This is a genomic window from Photobacterium lipolyticum (genome assembly GCF_003026475.1).
GTDB lineage: Bacteria > Pseudomonadota > Gammaproteobacteria > Enterobacterales > Vibrionaceae > Photobacterium > Photobacterium lipolyticum.
Genome location: NZ_PYMC01000012.1, coordinates 61,618 through 88,019 on the forward strand (window position 1 = coordinate 61,618; position 26,402 = coordinate 88,019).

General features: G+C 41.8%; 21 protein-coding genes. 16 read left to right on the plus strand and 5 right to left on the minus strand.

What is annotated here, in order from left to right:
* The first annotated feature begins 2 nt into the window (after positions 1–2).
* The 5 genes from accD to purF all read left to right on the plus strand — a co-directional run bounded on the left by accD (position 3) and on the right by purF (position 5,102).
* Positions 3–929, plus strand: a complete 927-nt coding sequence (accD, locus tag C9I89_RS15975; protein ID WP_107284317.1) for an acetyl-CoA carboxylase, carboxyltransferase subunit beta — start codon at positions 3–5, stop codon at positions 927–929.
* 164 nt (positions 930–1,093) lie between these two features.
* Positions 1,094–2,365 (plus strand): bifunctional tetrahydrofolate synthase/dihydrofolate synthase, encoded by a 1,272-nt coding sequence (gene folC / locus C9I89_RS15980; protein ID WP_107284318.1) that lies wholly within the window; start codon positions 1,094–1,096, stop codon positions 2,363–2,365.
* Positions 2,366–2,367: 2 nt separating this feature from the next.
* The gene (locus tag C9I89_RS15985; protein ID WP_107284319.1) at positions 2,368–2,946 is read left to right on the plus strand and encodes an SPOR domain-containing protein; all 579 of its coding nucleotides are present in this window, start codon (positions 2,368–2,370) and stop codon (positions 2,944–2,946) included.
* Between the two features lie 63 nt (positions 2,947–3,009).
* Entirely contained in the window at positions 3,010–3,501 is a 492-nt protein-coding gene (gene cvpA, locus C9I89_RS15990; protein ID WP_107284381.1) for a colicin V production protein, read from the plus strand.
* An 86-nt stretch (positions 3,502–3,587) separates the two neighbouring features.
* Positions 3,588–5,102, plus strand: a complete 1,515-nt coding sequence (gene purF / locus C9I89_RS15995) for an amidophosphoribosyltransferase (RefSeq protein WP_107284320.1) — start codon at positions 3,588–3,590, stop codon at positions 5,100–5,102.
* Between the two features lie 60 nt (positions 5,103–5,162).
* Here the strand turns inward: purF and C9I89_RS16000 are convergent, their stop codons facing one another.
* Together C9I89_RS16000 and C9I89_RS16005 are read right to left on the minus strand one after the other, a co-directional pair.
* Positions 5,163–5,762, minus strand: a complete 600-nt coding sequence (locus tag C9I89_RS16000) for a Yip1 family protein (RefSeq protein WP_107284321.1) — start codon at positions 5,760–5,762, stop codon at positions 5,163–5,165.
* 542 nt (positions 5,763–6,304) lie between these two features.
* Positions 6,305–7,183, minus strand: coding sequence for a LysR family transcriptional regulator (locus C9I89_RS16005; RefSeq protein WP_107284322.1), 879 nt, complete (start codon positions 7,181–7,183; stop codon positions 6,305–6,307).
* A gap of 348 nt (positions 7,184–7,531) precedes the next feature.
* Between C9I89_RS16005 and C9I89_RS16010 the strand changes: the two genes are divergently transcribed.
* Complete coding sequence (locus C9I89_RS16010) at positions 7,532–8,584, plus strand: response regulator (protein WP_107284323.1); 1,053 nt, start codon at positions 7,532–7,534, stop codon at positions 8,582–8,584.
* A 123-nt stretch (positions 8,585–8,707) separates the two neighbouring features.
* On the opposite strand, the gene C9I89_RS16015 is transcribed toward C9I89_RS16010, so the two are convergent.
* Positions 8,708–10,099: a peptide MFS transporter gene (locus tag C9I89_RS16015; protein WP_107284324.1), complete on the minus strand. Its 1,392-nt coding sequence runs from the start codon at positions 10,097–10,099 to the stop codon at positions 8,708–8,710.
* Positions 10,100–10,522: 423 nt separating this feature from the next.
* Here C9I89_RS16015 and rfaH point away from each other — a divergent pair, with 423 nt between their 5' ends.
* Positions 10,523–11,020 carry a transcription/translation regulatory transformer protein RfaH gene (gene rfaH / locus C9I89_RS16020; protein ID WP_107284325.1) on the plus strand — a complete coding sequence of 166 codons (498 nt, stop codon included), beginning with the start codon at positions 10,523–10,525 and terminating at the stop codon, positions 11,018–11,020.
* A 94-nt stretch (positions 11,021–11,114) separates the two neighbouring features.
* On the opposite strand, the gene C9I89_RS16025 is transcribed toward rfaH, so the two are convergent.
* Together C9I89_RS16025 and C9I89_RS16030 are read right to left on the minus strand one after the other, a co-directional pair.
* Positions 11,115–12,122, minus strand: a complete 1,008-nt coding sequence (locus C9I89_RS16025; protein WP_107284326.1) for an MraY family glycosyltransferase — start codon at positions 12,120–12,122, stop codon at positions 11,115–11,117.
* Between the two features lie 5 nt (positions 12,123–12,127).
* Positions 12,128–13,087, minus strand: coding sequence for an NAD-dependent epimerase/dehydratase family protein (locus C9I89_RS16030; protein WP_211315269.1), 960 nt, complete (start codon positions 13,085–13,087; stop codon positions 12,128–12,130).
* Between the two features lie 260 nt (positions 13,088–13,347).
* Here C9I89_RS16030 and rfbB point away from each other — a divergent pair, with 260 nt between their 5' ends.
* The 9 genes from rfbB to C9I89_RS16075 all read left to right on the plus strand — a co-directional run bounded on the left by rfbB (position 13,348) and on the right by C9I89_RS16075 (position 26,389).
* Positions 13,348–14,412, plus strand: coding sequence for a dTDP-glucose 4,6-dehydratase (gene rfbB, locus C9I89_RS16035; RefSeq protein WP_107284327.1), 1,065 nt, complete (start codon positions 13,348–13,350; stop codon positions 14,410–14,412).
* A 31-nt stretch (positions 14,413–14,443) separates the two neighbouring features.
* The gene (rfbA, locus tag C9I89_RS16040) at positions 14,444–15,340 is read left to right on the plus strand and encodes a glucose-1-phosphate thymidylyltransferase RfbA (protein WP_107284328.1); all 897 of its coding nucleotides are present in this window, start codon (positions 14,444–14,446) and stop codon (positions 15,338–15,340) included.
* 1 nt (position 15,341) lies between these two features.
* Positions 15,342–16,214: a dTDP-4-dehydrorhamnose reductase gene (gene rfbD / locus C9I89_RS16045; protein ID WP_107284329.1), complete on the plus strand. Its 873-nt coding sequence runs from the start codon at positions 15,342–15,344 to the stop codon at positions 16,212–16,214.
* Positions 16,215–16,225: 11 nt separating this feature from the next.
* The gene (gene rfbC / locus C9I89_RS16050; RefSeq protein WP_107284330.1) at positions 16,226–16,777 is read left to right on the plus strand and encodes a dTDP-4-dehydrorhamnose 3,5-epimerase; all 552 of its coding nucleotides are present in this window, start codon (positions 16,226–16,228) and stop codon (positions 16,775–16,777) included.
* A gap of 9 nt (positions 16,778–16,786) precedes the next feature.
* Positions 16,787–17,608, plus strand: a complete 822-nt coding sequence (locus C9I89_RS16055; RefSeq protein ID WP_245905505.1) for an ABC transporter permease — start codon at positions 16,787–16,789, stop codon at positions 17,606–17,608.
* Positions 17,598–18,935, plus strand: a complete 1,338-nt coding sequence (locus tag C9I89_RS16060; RefSeq protein WP_107284331.1) for an ABC transporter ATP-binding protein — start codon at positions 17,598–17,600, stop codon at positions 18,933–18,935. Before C9I89_RS16055 ends, C9I89_RS16060 begins: the two co-directional genes overlap by 11 nt.
* On the plus strand, positions 18,928–21,198 hold the full coding sequence (locus C9I89_RS16065) for a class I SAM-dependent methyltransferase (RefSeq protein ID WP_107284332.1): 2,271 nt from the start codon (positions 18,928–18,930) through the stop codon (positions 21,196–21,198). Before C9I89_RS16060 ends, C9I89_RS16065 begins: the two co-directional genes overlap by 8 nt.
* Before the next feature lie 204 nt (positions 21,199–21,402).
* Positions 21,403–25,083, plus strand: a complete 3,681-nt coding sequence (locus tag C9I89_RS16070) for a glycosyltransferase (protein WP_107284333.1) — start codon at positions 21,403–21,405, stop codon at positions 25,081–25,083.
* Between the two features lie 43 nt (positions 25,084–25,126).
* Positions 25,127–26,389, plus strand: a complete 1,263-nt coding sequence (locus C9I89_RS16075) for a glycosyltransferase family protein (protein WP_146155076.1) — start codon at positions 25,127–25,129, stop codon at positions 26,387–26,389.
* Positions 26,390–26,402 lie beyond the last annotated feature (13 nt).

The window sequence follows — 26,402 nt, forward strand, 5'->3', positions numbered from 1 at the left end:
TCATGAGCTGGCTTGAAAAGATCCTAACCAAAAGCAATATTGTCTCTTCTCGAAAAGTGTCGATCCCTGAAGGGGTCTGGACAAAATGTACGTCATGTGAACAAGTGCTTTATCACGCCGATCTGGAACGTAACCTCGAAGTGTGTCCAAAGTGTGACCATCACATGCGTATGAAGGCGCGCCGTCGTCTTGAGACTTTTCTTGATACAGAAAGCCCGGTTGAACTGGCTGCTGATATGGAACCGAAAGATAAACTGAAGTTCCGTGATTCAAAGAAATATAAAGACCGTCTTTCAGCTGCCCAAAAAAACAGTGGCGAAAAAGACGCGCTAGTCGTGATGAAGGGTACTCTGCTGGAGCAAACAATTGTTGCCTGTGCGTTTGAGTTTTCTTTCATGGGCGGTTCAATGGGCTCTGTTGTCGGCGCTAAATTTGTTCGTGCTGTTGACGAAGCCATTGCCAGCAATTGTGCACTGGTTTGTTTCTCTGCCAGTGGCGGAGCGCGCATGCAGGAGGCACTGATGTCTCTGATGCAGATGGCAAAAACCAGTGCGGCATTAGAACGTCTGTCGGCTAAAGGGCTGCCATTTATTTCCGTACTGACTGATCCAACGATGGGCGGTGTTTCGGCAAGTCTGGCTATGCTGGGTGATATTAACATTGGTGAGCCAAAAGCACTGATCGGTTTTGCGGGTCAGCGTGTTATTGAGCAGACAGTACGTGAAAAACTCCCTGAAGGTTTCCAGCGTAGTGAATTCCTGCTTGAGCACGGTGCGATTGATATGATCGTTGATCGTCGCGAAATGCGTCAGCGTATTGGCGGCCTGGTGGCTAAAATGACGAACCATACATCACCTTTAGTCGTGCCGGTTGATCAACCTCAGCAAGCGCAGACAGAAGCTGAAACAGAAAATAACGAAGAGGCATAAGCCTTTTTGATGTAGCCACTGAATCGGGTATTGAGTCATAGAGACAAGAAAAAAACCACATAGCGGGTGCTAAGTAGAATTTCTTTCTTGTTTGCATGAACTCAGGCTCGGTTCAGTGTTAAATTAGTACCTTCGATGGGTATTAATAAGTGAATACATCACCAATGTCTGGATTGACCGCTCCACAAGCCACAGCCTCCCTTTCCTCCTGGCTGACCTATTTAGAAAAACTTCATACCAGCGCCATTGATCTTGGTTTAGATCGCGTGCTTGCCGTCGCACAACATGCTCAGCTAACCAAACCCGCAGAGCGGGTGATCACCGTCGCGGGAACCAATGGTAAAGGCTCTACCTGTGCCATTCTTGAAGCTATTTTGCTAGATGCAGGATATAGCGTGGGTGTCTATAGCTCTCCTCATCTGGTTCGTTATAACGAACGTGTTCGCATTAACGGCCAGGAGCTGGCTGATCATGAACATAGCCAGGCTTTTGCTTATATAGATCAGTGCCGGGGAGAAACTAGTTTAAGCCTATTTGAATTTGGCACATTGGCAGCGCTGCACCTGTTTAAGCAGCATCAGGTGGATGTGGCGATTCTGGAAGTCGGGCTGGGCGGGCGTCTGGATGCGACGAACATTGTCGAACATGATGTCGCGGTGATCACCAGCCTTGCCGTCGATCACGTTGATTGGTTAGGTGATGATATTGAAGTCATTGGGTACGAGAAGGCCGGTATCTTCCGTTCCGATAAGCCGGCAATTTGTGGCCAGCCTAATCCGCCTTCCACCGTACCGGCGCATGCCGACGATATCGGTGCGCACTTATACCAGGTTGGTTATCAGTTCAGTTATGAACACCACGGCGATAGCTGGAGCTGGCACTGCGGCGCGTTTGACTTACAGCAGCTCCCGCTGCCGTCGTTGCCTTTGCCTAATGCCGCTACCGCCTTGATGGCGTTAGGCACGGCAGAGCTGAATATCAGCGACGAAAACATTGCTGCGGGCTTGGCTAAGGCTTCACTGCCCGGCAGAATGGAGCGGGTGGCTGAAACACCGTTAGTGATTATGGACGTTGCGCATAACCCTCATTCTGCCAATTATTTTGCCACTCAGATGGAGCTGCTGAAAAAGCGGGAAAACAAAGCCCGTATTCACGCGGTTGTCGCTATGTTGCATGATAAAGATATCGCATCGACGATTGCAGAGATGAAAGGAATTGTTGATGTATGGTATCCAGCGTCCTTAAAAGGCCCGCGAGCGGCCAAAGCAGAAGAGATCATTGAACATTTACCTCATGCTACGGCCGGGTTTTCAACACCGGAGCAAGCTTTTGACGCAGCGCTAACACAGGCAGAAGAGGACGATGTGGTAATCGTCTTTGGCTCGTTTTACACTGTCGGTCAGATTTCCAGCCATCTTGTAACAACACAGGAGTAAATGTGGCGAGTAAATTCCAAAGCCGTCTGGTCGGTACTATTATTCTGGTCGCAATCGGAGTGATCTTTCTGCCTGATTTATTTGATGGTAAGAAACAACATTACCAGGAGCAGTTTGCCAGCATTCCGTTACAACCGGAAGTGAGTGTTCAGGAAGGGTTTACGACGATTCCTGAACCTGAATTTGCAGAGATCGAGCTGCCACAAGAGCCGGTTACCGCTGTTATCGATGAGAATGGATATGAGATATCCGGCGATTCAGACATTGCCAAAGAAGAGGAACCATTAGCCATCGCTCCCCAAACCGTTAAACCGCCGAAAGCCGGTTATCAAGAGAGTGGCTGGGTAGTGCAACTGGGTGTTTTCCGGAATTTTGACAATGCACATCAGCTAGTGGCGAAGATCCGTAAGGCTGGTTTTCAGGCTCATGTTTTTCCGAAACAACCTAAACCGGGCGATTTGGCTCGAGTGGTGGTTGGACCGGATGTCGCGAAAGATAAACTTGCCAGCCAGATTAAAGACTTGGAAAAATTAACGGGGTTAAAAGGTCAATTGCTCAGATTTAACCCACTAAACCCTTAGGTAAACGTTTGCGTTCTCATTTTTTCTGTTAGAATACGCATCAACAAGACGAAACTATAAATGATGATCTGGATAGATTACGTAATTTTAGGCGTGATTGGCTTCTCTGCATTGGTCAGTTTAATCCGCGGATTTGTTAAAGAAGCTCTGTCACTCGTGATTTGGTTTGCTGCTTTTTTTATCGCAAGTCAGTTTTACCCTCAGCTGGCAGCTTACTTTACCAATATTCAAGATGAGACGTTACGTAATGGTGGCGCCATCGCTGTCTTGTTCATTTCAACGCTGATAGTCGGCGCGGTGGTGAACTATGTTATTGGACAATTAGTTCAGAAAACCGGTTTGTCTGGGACAGATCGGGTACTCGGAGTTGTTTTTGGTGGTGTGAGGGGCGTGCTAATCGTCTCTGCGGTATTGTTCTTTATTGATGCCTTTACTGGATTTTCGAGTGCGGACTGGTGGAAACAGTCGCAGTTGATCCCTCAGTTCGGGGTGGTTATCGAATGGTTCTTCTCATACCTGAAAAATACTTCAAGCTTTTTACCCGGCGCGCTCTAGCGTCGGCCTTATAGCAACGATGGTGAGTAACAGAGTGTGCTGTTACTCCATCCATTGGTATTTTTTGCGTGACGAGGATTTAGGATATGTGTGGTATCGTCGGAATCGTGGGCTCAACCCCGGTAAACCAGTCTATCTATGATGCACTGACCGTGCTACAGCATCGCGGCCAGGATGCTGCCGGTATTGTTACCCTGGAAAGCAATCGTTTCCGTCTGCGTAAAGCAAATGGGCTTGTTCGAGATGTGTTTGAAGCTAAGCACATGCAACGTCTTCAAGGAAATGTGGGAATTGGCCATGTTCGTTACCCAACAGCAGGCAGTTCAAGTGCTTCTGAAGCTCAACCATTTTATGTGAATTCTCCTTATGGTATTTCTCTGGCACACAATGGTAACCTAACCAATGCCTCAGAGATCAGGGAGTCATTGTTTAAGCAAGCCCGGCGCCATGTTAATACAACCTCTGATTCTGAAATCCTGTTGAATGTATTAGCTAACCAGCTTGAAGTTTCCCAATCTTACCCGCTGACTCCTTCCGATTTTTTTACTGCCGTTCGCGAAGTACATCGCACTGTTAAAGGTGCTTATGCCGTGGTTGCCATGGTGATTGGCCACGGTTTGATTGCTTTTCGTGACCCGCACGGTATTCGTCCGCTATGCCTGGGCAGGCGTGAAGTTGAAGGCCAAATCGAATATATGGTGGCGTCAGAGTCGGTTGCACTTGATGCCGTCGGCTTTGACTTTGTGCGTGATGTAGCGCCCGGTGAAGCGATTTATATTACGTTCGAGGGGCAGCTGTTCACTGAGCAGTGTGCTGATAATCCTCAACTGAACCCATGTATCTTTGAGTTTGTTTACTTCGCTCGTCCTGATTCCTTCATTGATAAAATCTCGGTGTATGCGGCGCGCGTTTGCATGGGGCAGAAGCTGGGTGAAAAAATCAAACGTGAATGGGACGATCTGGATATTGATGTTGTTATCCCTATACCGGAAACCTCTTGTGACAGTGCGTTAGAAATAGCCCGCACGCTTGATAAGCCATACCGCCAGGGCTTTGTGAAAAACCGTTATGTTGGCCGTACTTTTATTATGCCCGGGCAACAAATGCGTCGTAAGTCTGTTCGTCGTAAGCTCAATGCAATTCGCTCTGAATTTAAAGATAAGAACGTACTGTTAATCGATGATTCGATTGTACGCGGTACCACATCAGAGCAGATCATTGAGATGGCTCGTGAGGCCGGAGCGCGTAAAGTGTACCTGGCCTCCGCAGCTCCTGAAGTTCGCTTCCCGAATGTGTATGGCATCGATATGCCAAGCGCTAATGAGTTAATCGCTCATGGTCGTGAAGTCGATCAAATTTGTAAGATGATTGGTGCTGATGGCTTGATTTTCCAGGATCTGGAAGACTTGGTTTCAGCGGTTGCTGAAGGTAACCCGAATATCCAGCTGTTTGAAACGTCAGTGTTTAACGGTAGTTATGTGACAGGGGATATCAACCAGCAATATCTGGATTTTCTCGACTTGTTACGTAATGAAGACTCTAAGACCAAACGCGAAATCCAGCAGGATATTGCCAATCTGGAAATTCATAACGAAGGGTAAAAGGGCGAACCGAAAATAACAAAGAGCGAGGTCATTCTCGCTCTTTTTGATCTGCTTCAATTAACTCATAAACTCTGGCCCTAATCCAAGATTCCACAAAATAACCGATCCCGCCAAAATCAATACCAGCAGCACTAAGCCGGAGGTGACGATTGAGCTGGCATAGATGAATCCGCGTTCTTCCGGTATATGCATCAGGATCGGGACCCCGGTATACAGCAGGTAAACGGAGTAGGCTACCCCGATCAATCCGGCAATCATCAGAAACCAAATATGCGGATAGAGGGCGGCAATACTGCTCATAAAGAGTGGTGTCGCGGTATAAGCTGCCAGTTCAAGGGCTTGTGTGTAGGTCGGGGTTGAGCCAAAGGTCTGACTCATCCAGTAGGAGACATAAGCAAGGGCAAAGACGCCACCAACCAGAGCAAAATACATAGCAATTGACATCCCGAGGGCACTGGATTGAGTGAGGTAGATAGGATCCCCCGCTCCAATTTTCCAGCCCAGAAATACACTGGAAATAAATGCGAAAATAGGTGGCAGCATAGCAATTAACAGGATGTGACTGAGACTGCTGTTCACTCCATCATGTTCCTTATCAATGGTGCGCCACTCTTGTTTAGGGTGAGTGTATATTCCAAATAAATGTCCCAGAATCATAACGTTTCCTCGTCTAGAAATGCCAAGTAGCAGCACGTGACTGATGTTAGATTTCAAAATTTTAAAATCGTGAAGTGCGTTTACATACTAATAACATGTAGTCGGGGTTCGGGACGTTGGCAAGAAATGGCTTTGGCTAGAGCGCAGGGTGATGGGAGGGGGAGGGTAGTAAACAAAGCGACTACTGAGCACAATGAAGATGATTGATTGAAACGGTCAAAGTCCGTCATCCCTGGCTGACCCAATACTGACATCTAGATATAGAACTAACATGAGATGATCAATTTATTGGCCCACAGAAGGTAATAGACCAGGGATCCATTCTGCACGGAATTATCCAGCCATGATGAATCTGAGTGGTATGTAAGCCCTTTAAACTTCACCGTAAATGGATCCCTGATAACCGCCAGATAAGTATTGAGTAAGTTGGTAAGTCTACTGTCTGGCGGTTTCTGGGATGACGACTGTTTGGCTTCATCGATAAGGAACTAATCTGCTCAATCATTATTAATGAGTCAAGCTCTTAGCTTAATTCAAAGCTATTAGTTTAACTCAAAGTATTGGCTGGCGAACTCAATGAATAACCGTAACTTTTCTGGCTGGTAGTCTCTGTGGTTATACAGTAAATAGACTTCGCGCGGGTTTGCTGACCAGTTTTCAAGAATACGGACTAACTCACCCGAAGTGATGTACTTTTCCAGCATAACATCAGGCATCAGGGTGATCCCCAGCCCGGCAGTGCATGCTTTTCTCACCACATTTAACTGATTGGCTTCAAACCGGCCTCGTTCATTGAGCGTAACGGTTTCTCCGTTGCTGTCAGTTAAGCGCCAGCGAAGTAGCGGGTTGCCCTTTAGTAACGTGTGATTGTGCAGCTCCTGAGCGTGTTTTGGCTCTGGATGGTTTTTTAAGTAATCAGGGCTGGCGACAAGAATATCTTTAACCGCACTGATACGGCGAGCGATGAGTGTCGAATCTCGCTGGGGACCTACTCGAAACATGACATCCCAATCGGTTGGATCGAGTTGCTCCGGCTCACTGCTCATATGTAGTGCGATATCGATGGCTGGATGCTGCAGCATAAATGCACTCAGCATCGGTTGAAGCATGACTTTAGTCAGGTTAGAAGGGGCGGCAATTTTTAGCTTACCGGCAGCTCCCTTACATTCTTCACTGATATGCACCGTCTTATCGACTAATTGCTGTAGTAGGGGGGCGCAATCATCGTAAAATTTCTGTCCGGCTTCCGTAAGCGATAATTTACGGGCATGACGATTTAACAGGCGAATATTTAGGCATTCTTCCAAAGCTTGAATTCTGCGAGTCAGTGTTGCTACTGGCACTTGGGTTTTGCGGGAGGCTCCGGTATAGCTGCCACTTTCAACAACCATTCGGAACAAGTTTAGATCGTCAAGTTTCATAAAAAGTCATTACTGAAAACTCATAATGGGGAATTGTATAATAAAATGGCTCAAAGTATGTCTTTAACATAACAACTATTGCTATAAATCAATAATTGCCCTTTTTAAGCATGCGTTATCATATCCATTAAAGCGATAAAAAGTTCATTTATTTGAAGTGGATAGCATTAAACACTTAATTTCCTCCGCTAATAGTTTGTCAGCCCTGACGAATGACGATTTTACACCTATGCTTTTGATAGGTTGATTAACTATTAGGTTTTCATGCGTAGTAATAGAGAAAATAATATCAACTCCCCCGTCAAAAATCAGGGTGTCGCAAACCATAACTCATGGAGAACACAATCGTTGCTAGAGGGTAAAGATATTCTCGTGGTCGAGGACGATCCTGTTTTTCGTCGGATGATATGTGGCTTTTTGCAAAGCCAGGGGTGTGTTGTGCGAGAAGCTGATAATGGACTGCAAGGATTGCAAGCATTGAGAAATGCTATCCCTGATGTATTACTGTGTGATTTGGCAATGCCGGTGCTATCGGGGATGGAATTTGTCGAAGAGATATCCGTTCAGTACCCGATGGTTCCTGTCATCGTGATTTCGGGTACCGGTGATATGGCTGACGTAGCAACAGCGTTGCGTCACGGGGTTAAAGATTTTCTTATCAAGCCGCTGGATAATATAATGGTGCTGCAGTCTGCGATTTTATCGGTATTAAAGTCTCAGGACTCTTCCACCGAAGGGCGTGACTTTTCCAGCCAGTGGTTTGGTGTAGGCGAAGACAACAGCGTTGTTGATGAAGAGCTGGAATGGCATATTCAGGAATTACAGTCTAATCCAAAAGCTGCTCGGGAATTGCTGGTCGGCTTAATGCCGGATACAGAATCGAAGCAGGGGGACTGGCAACTGAATTACTGCGTCTTGCAATCTGCCGATGTACCGCCTGTTCTACTGGATTATACCTGGTTGATGGATGGTCGACTGGCATTTTATCTGGTTGATTCTGCCGCTGGTGGGAACAATGGCGCAACAACGACATTGCTGCTTCGTGCCTTTTTTAATGATTACCTGCGTACCCGCATGGCGGAAGAAAATGACCTGATGCATTTAATCAGCTTAATTGAAAAGGGGATGCAACATTCAGGGTATGCATCACCCATTAAAGGATTGTTTGGTATTTTTGACGCGTGTGACCGAAGCCTGACTGTCCTTTCCGCCGGGCTGGGGGCTGTTTTACAAACCAGTGAAGGGATGCATTCTGTCATGGCGCAATCGTGGCTTGGAGATCGCGCCCAGCGCAATGACATTATTCAATTGCAGTTATCAGAGTCGGGGGGACGTTTGTCATTAAGTGAAATTGGTTCGGCCAGTTTTAGTGTGACGTTAAAGAGACTTGAGTCGGAGTGATAAGATGCGAGAACGTGATAAAAAAAGATCCGGTGGAAAGAAAAAAGAGCCTGCTGATATAAAAAAATAGCCAGCAGCGAATGATCTCGCTGCTGGCTACCCTATCTTTGAATCTTAGTTAGATTAAGCTTCTACTGCGTTACCTTCGATCACTTCGTCTTCAATAACTTGACCTTCTGCACCGTGCATCCAGCGAATTAACTGGTTTGAGCAAAGTAGCAGTAGCACACCGGCAACCGTCGCAGCGATAGCAATACCACTGAAAATAGCCATCGGACCTGCTTCACCTACGTGTGCCCCGATAATGCCGGCAACATAGTTAGCAACCGCATTGAAACCGAACCATGCACCCATCATCAGTGAAGCTAAGCGAAGCGGTGCCAGTTTGGTGACCATAGACAGGCCGATAGGAGACAGACACAGCTCGCCCAAAGTGTGGAAGAAGTATGCACCAACCAGCCAGAACATTGAGGTTTTCACCGTGATATCACCACCTTGCTGCGTTACCGCACCGATCATGCAAAGGAAGCCGATGGCAAGGAAGAACAGACCCATGGCAAATTTAGCCGGAGAGCTTGGCTCTTTAGGGCCCATTTTTACCCACAATGCAGCAATTACAGGTGCAAGCGTGATGACAAAGAACGGGTTAAGCGACTGGAACCAGGCTGCAGGTACTTCAAAACTGCCAATCATACGATCAGTGTAGTGCTGAGAGAAGATATTCATCAGACCGCCGGCTTGCTCGAAGCCTGCCCAGAAGATAACCACGAACAGACCCATGATCATGATAACTTTCAGACGATCGCGTTCTTGTGCGGTCAGTGGCTCTTTTTTACCTGATTTATTCATTGCCGCAGCACGTTTCGCTGCAGGTTCTTTACCGATATCGCCCAGTAGGCGTTCGGCAAAAATAAATTGCATCACCAGGCTGAGCAACATACCGATACCGGCAGTCAGGAAGCCTGCTTTCCAGCCGTATGCGGTAGATGCTGAGCCAGCAATGATCCCCGCCATTAGGGCACCAAGGTTAATACCCATATAGAAAATGGTAAAGGCACCGTCACGGCGGTTATCACCATCTTTATAAAGGTCACCGACCATGGTTGAAATATTAGGCTTGAACAGACCATTACCGATGATAAGCAGGCCAAGACCCGCATAAAATGCGGTGACGGCATGCGGATCAATAAAACTGTTAGGTAGGGCAAGTGTAAATTGACCTAAGGCCATGAACACACCGCCGATAATAATTGAGCGGCGCTGGCCTAAGAAGTTGTCGGCAATCCATCCACCAATTAAAGGGGTAATATAAACAAGGCCGGTGTAGATGCCGTAAAGACCCAGTGCGTCTTGAGTGGACCAGCCGAGGCCGCCATTGATTGTCTTATCTGTCAGATAAAGAACCAGAATCGCACGCATAGCGTAATAGGAGAAGCGTTCCCACAGTTCGGTACCAAACAGTAAGAACAAACCTTTCGGGTGGCCCAATAAGGTACCACTACTTTGATTGCTCATGATTATTCTCTATGTAATATTATTTGTGTGTTTGCAAATGCTGGGCATTTTATAATCCACAAAATATTACTCTGCAAGTTTTTACAGGCGCAGAACAAATCGCTAACATCATAAGTTATTGAATTATAAGCACGTGTGCATATTGTAAGCAAAAATGGAAAATTACTTTTCGTTGTGAGTTTTGGTTAGATATGCCTTATTTTTCGATTTTATTGGTTGTAAATTCTGTTTATTTCTTTCGGCCCGGTATCAACTGTCGATATTTTTCATTTTTAATGGTTATTACAAATGTAACATGATGAAAAGGGCATCGGCGAGGAAGAGAGCAAAATTTGAAAGGCAATGAATTTTATAAGTTGTTCTTTATTTACGAGTACTTATAATTTAATCCAATTGATGTATTGCTTGTTGTTCGGGAATGTTATGAAAGATTGGTACCTTCTTTATTGTAAACGTAGTGAACAAGAGCGTGCGGTGCTTAATCTTGATCGTCAAGGGGTTGAATGCTACTACCCGCAAGTTACTGTGCAAAAAATGGTGCGTGGTAAACGGGTGGAAGCACCGGAACCTCTGTTCCCTAGTTATATTTTTGTCTTTTTTGATCCAGAAACCCTGAGCTTTACCACAGTGCGTTCGACCCGAGGTGTCGCGGACTTTATTCGCCAAGGGGCAAAACCGCAGCGAGTGCAACAAGAAATTGTTTATGGGTTGATGATGAATGAGGACAGTGATGCACATCAGAAGCAGCTTTCGAGTTTCCCTAAACCGGGAGAAACGCTTAAGTTGGAGCAAGGACAGTTCAAAGGGATTGAAGCTATTTACCAGGAAGCGGATGGTGAAAAGCGCTCATTTATGCTGATCAATTTGCTGGGTAAGCCTGTTAAAGTGAGCGTCGAAAATAAAGATATCGTGAAAAAATAGACGTGAATGGGCGATTGAATTGTTGTTCTTTCAGAATAGAGGAAAAGACCAAGGTCGTGGGAAATGAAATTGGTCTTTTTTTGTGAGCTAATGGTTAATCGTTGTTTAATCCAGCTTTTAACCGCTTCGCAATTAATGTCAGTGGCAGGTATGCAATAGCGGTAATTAGCACTCCCCACTGAGGTTGCAGATAACTCATATAGCTTAATGGTAGTAACCAGAGAGAGTTTACGGTGATTAGGCTAAGGGTCACTCTAAGATGGCTGTTCCAGCGACGGGATAAAATTTGATAACTATGACTGCGGTGCGGCTGAGAAAAGCGTTGCCCAGTTAGCATTCGAGTCAACAATGTGTAAGTTGCATCGGTGATAAATGCAGCCATCAAAATAAGCCAGCACCATAAGTTAATGTCTGTTGTTGCTGCAAGATAGAGCCCGACACCACAGATGAAAATCCCTAGAAACCCACTGCAGGCATCACCCATGAAAATTTTTGCTTTAGGCCAGTTCCAGATCAAAAAACCGATGATTGGGGCAGAAAGTAAAATAAGCTGAATTGCGGTGTCAGTATTACCTGAAACGTTGAGCAGTAAAGCAAGGCTAACTAAGACAGAAATGGCTTGAGAACTAGCAAAGCCATCTATGCCATCCATGAAGTTATAAAGATTAATTAGCCATGCAATGCTGATGATAAAAATAGGGATGAGCACCCATGAAGCATTAAGTGTGAAGAGGCCAAAGTCAATCGCTGGAAGCGGAAGAGCGATGACTGTAAAAAGGGCTGCAATCAAGTGGACAGAAAACCGTATCGATGCCGGAAGAGGACGATGGTCATCGATGAAACCCACGATGGCAACCATGGTTAAACCGACGATAAACAAGAACAGTTCCTGTTGACGGATCGTAGCCCAAGACAGCATCGCAATAATCATTATGACGACAGCTATCCCCCCACCCCGGGGCGTTGGTACTGAGTGAGATGAACGATGATTAGGGTGATCAAGGATATCTCTATGAATAGCATATTGACGCACTAGCGCGGTAAGACACCAAGTAATAAATGCTATTGGAAGTAATAAAAAAATTGGATTGTCAGTCATCATTTCAATTATAAAAAGGCCTTGGGAAGCAATTTCTCTGTTGTGTCTATGGGCTGCCAGTCTAGCAGTTCTTTATTCTTCGTTATATCAACTTCAAGATCGCCGATTAATCGGCTTACTGCTGCTGTTTTACCGGTCAGTTTACTTGCAAATTTTAACAGAGCAACAGGTATTGGTAGTCCAATAAGCCTTGTGTTTTTCCCTTGTGCAATGAGCTCGCAAAGCTGGCTTGTTGAAATGGTTTGGTCATCACTTACCAAGAAAATTTCCCCCGCGGCATTTGGGTGCACGAGACAGGCTTCGATCAGATCACACAGGTTATCAAGTGCAACCAGGTTCCTTTTGTTATCTTTGATACCTGTGAGTGGTAAGGGGATTCTTTTTTCTATAGCTTTAGATAGTGTTGCAAGGTTACCTTTTACATCTGGACCATAGATAAGAGGGGGCCGAATAATGACCACTTCAATCTTTCCTTGCTCATGAAGCTCAAGTAGCGCTTGTTCGGCGAGTAACTTCGTTTTACCGTAGTCGTCTTGCGGGTTGGGTCTGTCATCTGCGGTGAAAGGGGTACCAAAGGTCCCCTCACCGTTCACCTTGATTGAGCTGATGTAGATAAAACGTTTTACGCCAGCACTTACGGCGGCTTCTGCAAGCAGCTTAGTATAAGTAACATTCGCCTCTAAGTATGCTTGGTAAGGGTTATCCCCGGAGTCTTTCATTATGTGGGCGCGGCCGGCAAGATGGATACATGCTTCAGTCTCATGTAATAGAGCGTGTAAGAGTTGCTCAGGAGTACCGCTTGCATTATTCATAATCTGTTTATGTTTAAGCTGTACGATAGAATGTTGTGCTAATTTTTGCAGAAGGTGAGTTCCCACAAATCCGGATGTACCTGTTATTGCTAACCGCATATGAATAACAATGCCATAGATGAAGTGATGGCGCATTTTATCATGAAATGTTTGCATCTGCAGCGTGGGGGCTTGTGGGTAAATTGTTCAAATTATATGGGCAATCCCCACTCTAATTTACTGGGAATGACAATATTCAGGGGATCTGACTGAGATTGAAGGGATTATGTACGATGCGCGTGGCGGAATAATTGTTTACCTTGATGCCCCCCCCCATACCGCATTATAATTCCGAACTCTTTTACGATACTAACATGGTTCACTTGGCTTTTGGGGCTGTTACCCAAGGGCGGTAGCGTGTCCGGATAAGGGGTTTCATGAAAATTTTAGTTACCGGTGGAGCTGGTTTCATTGGTTCCGCTGTAATTCGTCATATCGTTAATAATACAAAGGACAGTGTTGTTATCCTTGATAAACTGACTTATGCGGGAAATCTAGAGTCATTGCAAGAAGTCGCTGACAGTGACCGTTATGCCTTTGAGCAGGTAGATATTTGCGACCGCCAGGCTTTGGATAACGTTTATGTTGAACATCAGCCTGATCTCGTGATGCACTTGGCTGCTGAAAGTCACGTTGACCGCTCTATCGATGGGCCTGCTGCATTCATTGAAACCAACATTGTTGGCACTTATACCATTTTAGAAGCGACGCGCGCTTACTGGAACTCTCTTGACGGTGATAAAAAATCGGGCTTCCGTTTTCATCATATCTCTACCGATGAAGTATATGGTGATCTAGAAGGAACTGATGACCTGTTCACCGAAACCACATCATATGAGCCAAGTAGCCCATACTCTGCATCTAAGGCATCAAGCGACCATTTAGTTCGAGCGTGGTACCGTACCTATGGCCTTCCTGTTATCGTAACAAATTGCTCTAACAATTATGGACCTTACCATTTCCCGGAAAAATTGATCCCGTTAATGATCCTGAATGCTTTAGAAGGCAAAGCTTTGCCTGTTTATGGCAATGGAATGCAGATCCGAGATTGGTTGTATGTTGAGGATCATGCTTCGGCACTTTATACCGTTGTAACGAAAGGTGCTGTTGGTGAAACTTACAATATCGGCGGTCATAATGAAAAAGCAAATATAGACGTTGTAAAAACAATCTGTTCACTGTTAGAAGAGCTTGTGCCGAACAAACCTGATGGTGTGGCGGTTTATGAAGATCTTATTACATATGTCACAGATCGCCCTGGCCATGATGTTCGTTACGCGATTGATGCATCAAAAATTGACCGCGAGTTAGGCTGGAAGCCTGCTGAAACCTTCGAGTCCGGTCTGCGTAAAACCGTTGAATGGTACCTAAACAACAAGGATTGGTGGAGTCGCGTGCTAGATGGTTCATACAGCCGAGAACGCTTGGGTACTGAAGGTTAATTGCTAGGTTAAAACAGGAAAAACATAATAAATGAAAGGTATAATTTTAGCGGGCGGCTCAGGTACGCGTCTATATCCCATCACTCGTGGTGTATCGAAACAACTATTACCTGTTTATGATAAACCAATGGTTTTCTATCCGATGTCAACCCTGATGCTGGCGGGTATTCAAGACATCCTTATCATTACCACTCCAGAAGATAACGAGAGTTTTAAACGTCTGCTTGGTGACGGTAGTGATTTCGGTATTAACTTAGAATATGCAATCCAAGAAAGCCCGGACGGGCTGGCACAAGCGTTTATTATTGGTGAAGAATTTATTGGTAATGATTCTTGCTGTTTAGTTCTGGGTGATAATATTTTCTATGGTCAGTCTTTCTCAAATACGCTGAAAAATGCGGCTAGCCGTGATTCTGGTGCAACGGTATTTGGTTATCATGTAAAAGATCCGGAACGCTTCGGTGTTGTTGATTTTGATGGCGATATGAAAGCATTGTCGATAGAAGAAAAACCGGCTCAGCCAAAATCAAATTGGGCAGTAACCGGTTTATATTTCTACGATAACCGTGTGATTGATTTCGCCAAGCAAGTGAAACCATCAGAGCGAGGGGAGTTGGAAATAACCAGTATTAATCAGATGTATCTGGAAGATGGTTCGTTGAATGTCGAACTGCTAGGTCGTGGTTTTGCATGGCTAGATACGGGTACGCATGAAAGCCTGCATGAAGCCTCAGCATTTGTTCAAACCATTGAAAATGTTCAAGGCTTGAAAGTTGCTTGCCTTGAAGAGATAGCATGGCGAAATGGCTGGCTTACCGATGAAAAACTACAAGCTGTCGCACAACCGATGCAAAAAAATGGTTATGGTCGTTACTTAAGTTCTTTGCTTGATGAAAACAATAAAAAACAACTTTATAAGGCTGTATGAGATGAAAGTACTGATTACAGGCAGCCATGGGCAAGTCGGTCATTGTCTTGCCGAGCAGTTGAAAAATAAAGCTGAAATCTTTGCTGTAGATCGAGATGAGCTGGATATCACAAATGAATCCGCGGTGAATGATGTTGTTTCTCAATTTCAGCCGGATATCATCATTAATGCAGCCGCACACACAGCCGTAGATAAAGCCGAGCAAGAAGAAGCACTGTCATACCAAATCAATTGTGATGGCCCATTGAACTTAGCAAAAGCTGCACAGAATATAGGTGCTGCGATTCTTCATATCTCTACTGACTATGTTTTCTCTGGTGACAAAGACGATATTTATAATGAAGAAGATGAGACAAATCCTCAGGGTGTTTATGGTGCAAGTAAACTTGCCGGCGAAAAAGCAGTAGCAGACGCATGTCCAAAGCACATTATACTGCGTACCGCTTGGGTATTTGGTGAGCATGGTAATAACTTTGTCAAAACAATGATTCGCTTAGGACGAGATCGTGATCAGTTAGGAATTGTTGGGGATCAGTTCGGTGGTCCGACTTTTGCGGGTGATATTGCCGCTGCTTTAATCACCATCGCAGAGCAAATTCATGCAAAAAATGAGATTTGTTGGGGTCTTTACCATTTCTCCGGTACTCCTCATGTAAGTTGGCACCAGTTTGCACAAGCAATTTTTGAACAAGCGAAAAGCCAGAGTGTATTAAATGAAAGACCTCAATTAGTCAGCCTTGCGACGGAAGAATATCCAACACCAGCAAAGCGTCCTGCTAATTCAAAACTCAATTGCAATAAGATCGAGCAGCAATTTGGTATTAAACCAAGTGACTGGCAAAACGCATTAAAACGAATTCAGCACTACGCATAATAGGCGCTTAAATGAAAGTTATAGATACAAAAATCCCTGATGTGAAGATCATCGAGCCAGAGGTGTTTGGTGATGAGCGTGGCTTCTTCATGGAAACATGGAATCAGGCCAAATTTGAAGAATTAGTGACGGGAAAACCAACACCATTTGTACAAGATAATCATTCAAAATCCAAACAAGGTATTCTGCGTGGCTTACATTACCAAACTGAAAACACGCAAGGTAAGTTAGTTCGTGTTGTTTCGGGTGAAGTTTTTGATGTTGCAGTAGATATTCGCCAAGACTCAGCAACATTTGGTCAATGGATCGGTGTGTATTTATCAGCTGAAAATAAACGTCAGTTATGGGTGCCAGAAGGTTTTGCTCACGGATTTTATGTAACGAGTGAAGAAGCCGAGTTTGTTTACAAGTGTACAGATTACTATAACCCTCAATCTGAACATTCTATCTTGTGGAATGATCCAGAAATTGGGATTGAATGGCCGATAAAAAACGGAAATGTTATTCTTTCGCAGAAAGATACGAATGGATTGTCATTTAGTAAAACTGAAAAATTCAAATAAAGGTTAACTGTGAAAGCAATAAATATCTTCATAAAACCATTTGTTATTTTGGTTGAAAATTGGGAATTAACGAAACAGCTTACTCTTCGATCAATCTCTGAAAAGTATAAAGGTTCACTGTTAGGCAGTATCTGGTCAATTATTACGCCTTTATTGATGCTATCAGTTTATACGTTTTTCTTTAGTGTTGTATTTAAAGCTAGATGGGGAGGTGAAGGTGTTAGTGACTCAAAAGCAGAATTTGCCATTATTCTATTTTGTGGATTGATGATCTTTAATTTTTTTGCTGAATGTATAAATAAAGCCCCTTTTTTAGTTATTGGTAATACTAATTATGTTAAAAAGATTGTTTTCCCCTTAGAAATTTTAGCGTGGGTAAATGTATTAAGTGCTTTTTTTAATTTTGTAATTGGCTTTATCGTGTGGTTCCTGTTTTATCTTCTGGTGTTCGGGGTGCCTCATATGACATTTTTGATGTTTCCGATAGTAATGCTTCCATTATTTTTGTTGTTGATTGGCCTTTCTTGGCTACTTTCATCTATAAGTGTTTATATTCGTGATGTTAGTCAATTGATACCACCACTTACATCGGTTCTCTTATTTATGTCCCCTATCTTTTATGCTCTTAAAGCAATCCCAGAAAGTTATCGTTTCATTTTTATGGCTAACCCGATTACTCCTGTAGTTGAGGAAGCAAGGAATGTCTTAATTTATGGAAAAAACCTTGATTTGAGCACATGGGGTTTATCTATGGGGTTCAGTCTTTTTGTTTTTGCCGTTGGATTTTCTTGCTTCAACAAAATTAAGAATGGATTTGCTGATGTACTCTAAAGAAATAGCGATAAAAGTTGACAACCTTGGAAAATGTTTTCAAACATACGACAATCCAAAAGACAGGTTGAAGCAATTTCTTGTTCCGCCGGTTAAGAAGTTTCTTAATAAAAAGCCGCATCAATATTATTCAGAGTTCTGGGCATTGAAAGACCTATCTTTCGAAATTAAGAAAGGGGAATCTTTTGGTGTCGTAGGGCGAAATGGATCAGGAAAAAGTACGCTACTGCAAATCATTACTGGTACCTTATTTCAAACTGAAGGTGAGCTCAGTGTAAATGGTCGCATTGCTGCTTTATTAGAGCTTGGTTCAGGTTTCAATCCCGAATTTACAGGTAGAGAAAATGTCTACTTGAATGGGATGTTAGTCGGACTTTCCAAAAGCGAGATTGATGATAGATTTGATGATATTGCATCATTTGCAGATATAGGTGATCACCTAGAACAACCAGTAAAAACTTATTCAAGCGGGATGTTAGTCAGGCTTGCGTTTGCTGTTCAAGTTCAATTGACTCCGGATATTCTTATTGTCGATGAAGCACTAGCGGTTGGTGATGCTTTGTTTCAAAAGCGTTGTTATCAGCGAATGGAGCAATTAAAAAATGACGGCGTTACACTTTTATTTGTATCACATGACCAAGAGTCAGTAAGAACATTAACAGAAAAAAGTATTCTGCTTAATAATGGCAAGATTGTAGATCATGGGTCATCATCTGATGTATTGATTTCATACCGTAAGTTACTGCATGAGCAAGAGCAAGAATATTACAAAAATGCAGTGAATAACATTGCCTTAAAGAAAAACGATAAATTTGATTTTGATAATAAATCTTTTGGAAGTGGCCAAGCAGAAATAATAAAAGTATCAACTTTTAATGATCAAGGTATTGCAAGCAATGTATTTTCTGTTGGTGATAAAATTAGAATAAAAGCAGAATGTAAGAGTCATACTGATAGTGATAAATTGAATGTTGGACTGAGAATCAGAAATAAGCAGGGAATTAAAATCAATTCATGGGGCACATTGAACCAGGATATTGACTTGATGGGGACTGCTGAACCTGATGATATATTTTGGAATCGTAAGCTAAATAAAGATGAAGCATTCGATGTTTGGTTTGAGTTTGATTGTATATTAGGTGCAAATTTATATGAGATTCAAGCATCAATAACGCATGAAGAAAAACCTGATTACACCATGCAAACACAATTGCATTGGATTGATGAGGCAGCATTTTTTCAAATAGTCAATCATGAAAGTAAAGCTTTTTTCGGTGGCTTAGTCGATCTTAATATAAAGGCGAAGTGGGAAGATATAAATGATTAACACAAATCAAGATGATTATAATAATGCACACAATGAATATTGGTCATCACCCGATCGAATTGGTGAAGCTAGCGGCGACTTGAAAAAGATTTCAAATCAAATTATTGAAACATGTGGGTATGGTAAAGTTCTTGATATCGGTTGTGGTGAAGGGAAATTAGTTGCTGAGTTAGTTAATTCAGGGGTTGATGCTTTCGGACTGGATATATCCGAAGTGGTAATTGAACGTGCAAATAATCTTTTAAATGGAAGATTTGAGCAAGGCTCAATTTTAGAACTACCATATAAAGATAACCATTTTGATACTGTCGTTTCAACTGATTGTATGGATCATCTAACTCCTGAGGATGTTCCTGCGGCATTAAAAGAAATTTGTCGAGTTACAGCTAAATATGTATTTATTCAAATTTCCACGACAAAAGATAGAGATGATCATAGGCATTTAACCGTTGAAGGTCGTGACTGGTGGGAAACAAAGTGTTTAGACGCAGGGTTTCGTAAACACCCAGGCTATTATAGATTGAATGCTTATGAAGCGTTAAATCAAGAACCATTGAAAATATATGTGCTGTTAGAGAAAATCCCTCAGCTAGCTATAAGTAAATATTCTATGGAAGAGTTGAATAAACAACGAATATTGCATATGGATATGTTGCGTGAAGTAGGCCGTAGAGGTGATGCGCATTGTATTCGATATCACAAAGCCTCTGAGTATGTTCGACCAGGCGATACTGTATTAGATTTAGCATGTGGTCTCGGCTATGGAAGTCATATTATTTACCATAATAGTCATGCGAAGCGTGTGATAGGCATGGATTTAAGCGAATCAGGTATTGAATATGCGCAACAAAATTATCAGTTAGAGGGACGAGTTGAATTTTCTCTAGCAGATGCGCAGAACATCGAGAATCTACCTGATAATTCAATCGATTTTATTACAACGTTTGAAACGATTGAGCATCTACCTGAGCCTAAAAAATATTTAGCTGAGTTAGAACGAGTGCTTAAACCATCCGGAAGAATGCTCATTTGTGCACCAAATAACTGGGCTGATGAAACTGGTGAAGATCCAAACCCTCATCATTTTCATGTATATACCTGGGATCGATTAAAAGAAGAGTGCGGTACTCATTTTATTTTAGAGAAAGGCTTTGTCCAAACGGCCGGTGGGGCGATGAAATGCCATCATTCGCCTCGCGCTTGGTATGAAGTCTCTGTTGAGGGGTTTGATCGTGAAGCTGAATGGATTATTTTGCTTTGTATGAAAGATCCGATGAAAGGTCAATCTTTACCATATACTGAGACTCAATGGGAATTGCCTGAATCAGAGGATTTCAATGTAGTTTCATTTTCCAGAGATTACCAGAACCCATGGATAGTCCGCGGTACGGTGACAAGAGGCCAGCGCTTATTAAATCAGAGATTACTTGTTTCCAAGCAACTTGAAATATTATCAACCAGCGCGCCTGGTTCAGTTGATTATGCCGCTTCATTATGCGGCTATATATATTCTGTCATCGAAAATGAAGAATATGTTAAGAATAGTGTCGTTGATAGTATTTCGAAACAAATTGATGAATACTTAGATTTGCAGCAAAAGACTCCGCATCATATCCGCTGGAGTGTTTCAATCACGTTTGCAGCAGGCGTTTTGTATAAGCACCTAGGTGATATTAATAAATCACTCGAGTTCTTCAAAAAAGCGACACAATTTGATGTAACAAAGTTTAGCCCTTTACTTGGAAACAAAACTTTAGATGCCTACTTCGAGATGGCAAAGCTTCATCTTAGCTTGAATGAAAAAGATAAGGCTAAGTCATATTTAGAAGCAACTGTTCAAGAGGCAATCCGTCTTTCCAAATCTGATTGGTTGAATATTATTGGAAACACTGTTAACCCATGTCCGTTTGGCTTTCCTGAAATGGCACAGTTGCTTGATAAGGGGGCTAGAGCTGCTTATATGCTCAATAATTTTGATAGTATTGATGCCCGTCCTGAGCTTATTGCAACAGAAGCCAAAGGCTACTTTGAACGTATCATAGCGAATAACGAAACAATAATTTCGGAACAAACGGCTGGTTTAAAAAACTTATATGCTGAAGTTGAAAGGTTGAATAAAGATAACAAAGTGTATATTGCAGAAATGCATCGTTTAAATGAAGAAATTAATAATATGGAAAAAATTGATAATGGAGTACGTCAGTCGTTTTTTTACCGAGGACTTCGATATGTTTATCGAAGAGCTAAAGTTATCTTAAAATAACCACGAAGGCATTTAAAATGACTAAAATGCGTTAGTATCAGTCAAATTAGATGCCTCTTTAGCTACATAGCATACAAAATTAATAGTGATTAGATGATTCTAAATAACTAGATTGGGCTTATAACTCATATGCTTAATATTATTTTTTTATAACTAATATTGATAGCTATGTCTTTGGGTAAATAAATAATTGAAGCAAAGTATATGATTAATAATAAAGTTGGAATAGTCATTGTTTCCTATAATGCGCACAAAGCCGTTGAGCTTACATTGAGCAGCTTGAGCCGTGCATATAATGAAACAGAATATAAAGTAATATTAATTGATAATGCATCTAAACTAGAGCAACGAGAGCTTATAAAGCAATCATTTAATAGATATTGCGATGGCGCAAATTCTAATTGGCTTTATATCCAAGAAGAAAAAAATTCAGGTTTTTCTGGCGGCAACAATGTTGGCATAAAAAAGTTATTAGATGATCATGAAGTTGATCAGATCTGCCTATTGAACAGCGATGTTATTGTTACGGATCATTGGCTGGATAGGTTGATTGAAAAAAATGAGGCTGTTGTTAGCGCGGTTACTAATAAAGCAGATAGCGAGCAATGCGTGCCTTGTGATTATGATTTCTCGTTACAAGAGGCTTTGAATTCAGATGAGCAAGGCGTAAAAGAAAGCGTTTATCAAACAATCAATGATTATTCTAACAAGCGCTATAGTGATTTTAGAGATAGCACTGTAACGTCCGATGTTACTTTTTTTTGTGTGCTACTCAAAAAAGAGGTAATACAGCAAGTTGGTTTGCTTGATGAAACTTTCTTTCCTGGCGGCTATGAGGATGATGATTATTGCCTTAGGTTAAAAGCAAAAGGAATTGAACCTAAGTTATGTCGGGATGTATTCATACATCATTGGGGTTCGGCATCATTTGGCCAGCTTCAGCATTCTTATTTCCAGGAAAATGCTAATAAGAATCGCAGCTATCTAGAAGAAAAGCACAACATTACTTGGGCATACAGAGCTGAAAGACCGTTTTTGTCGTATTTTCAAGACATTAGCTACTGTCTTGAAAATAGAGAGAGCATTGGAATGTTCTCTTTTTATGACCAACGGTTTGTTGAAGAGCTAGACCATTTAGTCTCAAACTATGTCAGCGAAAGTAAAGCGATATCGAAGCTTATTGATATTGCAGTTAATAAACATAATGTGCAATATCACGGCGACGCTAATGATTTTGACTCTATTCAAGTTGATTGGGAATATATCAAGGAGCATAAGAATAGCTCACTGAAAATTGAACCTTCTGAATCAGAAAAAGCTAACTTGAATAAAAAGTGTGAAGGTTTTTTAAATGATATAAATGCTTGTCAACTTCAGACAATTAATGATTACAAGTTTTTATGTGAAAATGCTCCAGAATTGGTTTCAGGTCAAAGTATTAATGAGCTGAAAATTGGCTTTTGGGGTAAAATCAAAAAAGCAATAAAAACAATTGTTAATTTTAAGGGAATTGTATTCTTTGGTGGATATCCGTCCGAAGAGAAATTAAATGATGGTTACTTCCAACGCATCAATGCCATTGATGAGCAAGTCCAGGACCGTTGGCGTGTCTATGTAGACCATAATCAAGAAGGACATTGGTGGTCTTTACCGGCGAAGCAAGTGATTGCAATTAATGTCGCTGGCACAAGAAAAAATAAGCTAATGGCAAGATTATTGACCGTTCTGTTAGCCATCAGATGCGGTAAGATTTACTATCACAGTGTCTTGAGAATGCATGATAGCCGTTTCGGATTGCTGATGTACATGCCAGTTATCAAAAAGATCATCGATATTCATGGCGTTGTGCCTGAAGAATTCAGATATCATAATGATTATTATAGCGCGTGTTTGTATGAAAAATACGAAAAGCTAGCAGTAAAAAAAGCTGATCTTGTATTAACTGTCACAGATGCTATGAAGCAGTATTTGGCAGATAAGTACAGGGTCGATCTTACTAAAAAAGGGATCACGCTACCGATTTTCCAAAATGCAGAAATTGGCGAATGCGTGAAATCTAAAAATGGTGAGCAGGCTAAAGCTATTTATGCTGGTGGCTTACATAAATGGCAGCAGGTAGATAAGATGTTGTCAGCAATTGAGGCTAAAAGAGAAGATTTCCGTTTCTATTTCTTTACCCCGTCACCAGATATCATCCACGGAAAATTGTCGGCTAATGCGTTATCAAGTGGTAATATTGAGATTGGCTGTAAAACAAGCGATGAGTTAAAAGCTTATTATCAAGGTGCTGATTATGGATTTATTCTGAGAGAAGATATTATTGTTAATAATGTTTCTTGTCCGACAAAGCTAATCGAATACCTAGAATACGATATTATCCCTGTTATTGATTCACCTAAAATTGGTGACTTTTCAACTCATGGAATGAGATACGTTCTTCTTCATGATTTTATCAACGGTAATCTTCCAACGGCTGCAGATCGTCTTGAGATGATAGCTAGGAACCGTGAGGTTATTAATAAGCTTCATGGTTATAGAAATAAGGGGAACCAATTATTACTTCGTTACTTTAATAATGAAGTGATTGAAAAACCTGCACTTAGTATCAAACTAGCTACCAAAATCAAAAGAAGAATTAATCTAGATTCACCGTTGGGTAAATGGGCTTCTGTACTTTGGGCTAAATATAAGTCTGCTACGGGTACTAAACTTATCGAACAAAGTGATTTCAACCTCGATGACATTCTTTCAGAAGATGAAAAGTTTGATGTTATTATTCAGGTAGATAATTTTGTTGCAGGTGGTTTAGAAAATGTCGTAATAGATATCAATAGTGAGTTCCAAAAAGCGAATCTGAAATGTTGTCTTGTTGTCTTTGGGACTGTGGGATCCGCAGTTGAGAAAGCCAGACAATTCGGCTTGACAGTATTTGAAATGCCATATGGAGATGAGTTGTATAAAAAGCTACTTAAGCGAGTTGAACCGAAAGTTGTAATGACTCATTATTCTTTGCAAGGTCTTGATATATGTAAAGAGTATGGAATTTATACAATTCAAGTCATTCATAACATGTATATGTGGTTTTCGAGCGCTGAAAAAATGGCATTTAAGCAGGCTGCTGAAAGTACGGACTGTTATGTTTCAGTGTCTCAAATGGCTCAGGATTATGCGATTTCAAAGTTAGGGTTACCCAAAGAAAAATGTACAGTTATTCCTAATGGTATCGATATCGCAAAATTTAATGCATTACCAGACGTTGACGAGTGTGACTCACTGCGTAGAACATTGGGTATCTCTGACGACGATTTTGTCTATTTATCTGTAGGTTCGATAAATCATCAGAAAAATCCAGCATCGATAGTTAGAGCGTTTGCAAAAATTGCTAATCAGGAAGTCAGTAGTAAACTGATCATGGTAGGCCCTATCTACGAGCAAGATATCTATCAAGATGTATTAGAAGAAATTAAGGCTCATGGGTTAGAAGAACGAGTGATACATGTTGACCATGACAATAATATTAAAAAATATTATTCGATTGCTGATGTTTTTGTTCATTCGCCATTCTTTGAGGGCGGGATGCCACCATTAGTTATCTTGGAAGCGATTGCTTCGAATCTACCAGTCATCACTATTGATACACTGATTCCATCTGACTTAAATGCTAATCCTGCTATCTACACCGTACAGCCACATGTTGATCTTTTTGAATTTGATAAAAGGATAACTGACTTACGTTCTTCACCTGATGTTGAAGAAAAGTTCGCTGAATGCATGATGAAGAGCTTTAAGCAGTATGAAAGGCCGAATGCGGAGATTGAGTTGGCTAACTATGATAAGCCGCGCATGTTTAAAAAGTACATTGATCTGGTAAATTCAAACATGTAACTTGCTTATATTCAGTGCAGCTTATGCTGCACTGAATATTCTGATGTTCTATCAAGAAGATAATAAAAGTATTATGTATGAGAAAACTTATTCACTTATTAAAAAGTGTTATTGGTCATTGCCATCACCAATTCGCTCCATGCTTAATGATCTTCGCTATACAATTGTAAGAAGACTAAGATCAAAGTTATTAGGTGCTAAGACGACTGAAAATGCTAGCGATATAAATGTTCACGATTTTGAGGGAATCTTATCAACACATAAAAATATTTATGTATTTGAACTTGCTGTTGACTGGGGAATTGATTTATATCAGAGGCCACAGCATTTAGCGACTGCATTAGGTCATGATGATTCTTTCGTTATTTATAAGACCCAAGGTGATGGCGTTAACGGTTTCAGAAATATTGCCCACAATGTATGGCTTACGAATGAGTTAGTGTATGTAGACTCTTTAGATGACGTTAAGAGAGTGTATTTCTCTACATCAATTTTTAATACCTGTGAGCATATGATTGCGATGAGAGAGAAGGGGCGGATCTTCTATGAATATATCGATCATATTTCAGAAGAAATTTCGGGTGGTAAAACAGAGATTAGGATCCTTAATGAAGTTAAAGCGTTTGCTTTTGAAGGGGGAGTTGATCATGTTGTTGCAACTGCAGATGAATTGCATACTGAGTCATTACGGTACCTTGAGCCTAAGAATGTGAGTTTGATACCAAATGGTGTCAATGTTGAGCACTATCAGAACATTGATGTGAATAGTTTATTAGACCCGTGTTTTTCTGATTTTACAGCTAAGTATGACATCATTGTCGGTTATTTCGGTGCAATTGCCCCATGGTTATGGTATGAACTGATTGATGGAATTGTTGCGAAGAACCCAAATCTAGGCTTTGTCATGCTAGGTCCAGATTATGGCGGCTGCCAGAGCAAATTACCCAAATACGACAACTTTTTATGGCTAGGGCCTGTTAGTTATACTGAGTTACCGTGTTATGCGAATGAATTTGATGCTTGCTGGATCCCATTTAGCCCTGGAGACATAGCAAAAACAACATCACCGTTGAAATTATTTGAATACTTTGCACTAGGAAGACCTGTTACCGTTACATCGGATATGCGCGAATGCACTAAGTATAATGAAGTATTTCACGGCGACTCTTTATCAAGCTTTAACGATGCATTGAACCAATCATTTCATAAGATAGGAAACTCTGATTATCAGCAAAAAACATTAGAGCTGGCAAAGCTCAACAGTTGGAATAAACGTGCTCAATGTTATAACTCAATTCGTTTCTAAGTGATAGACAATA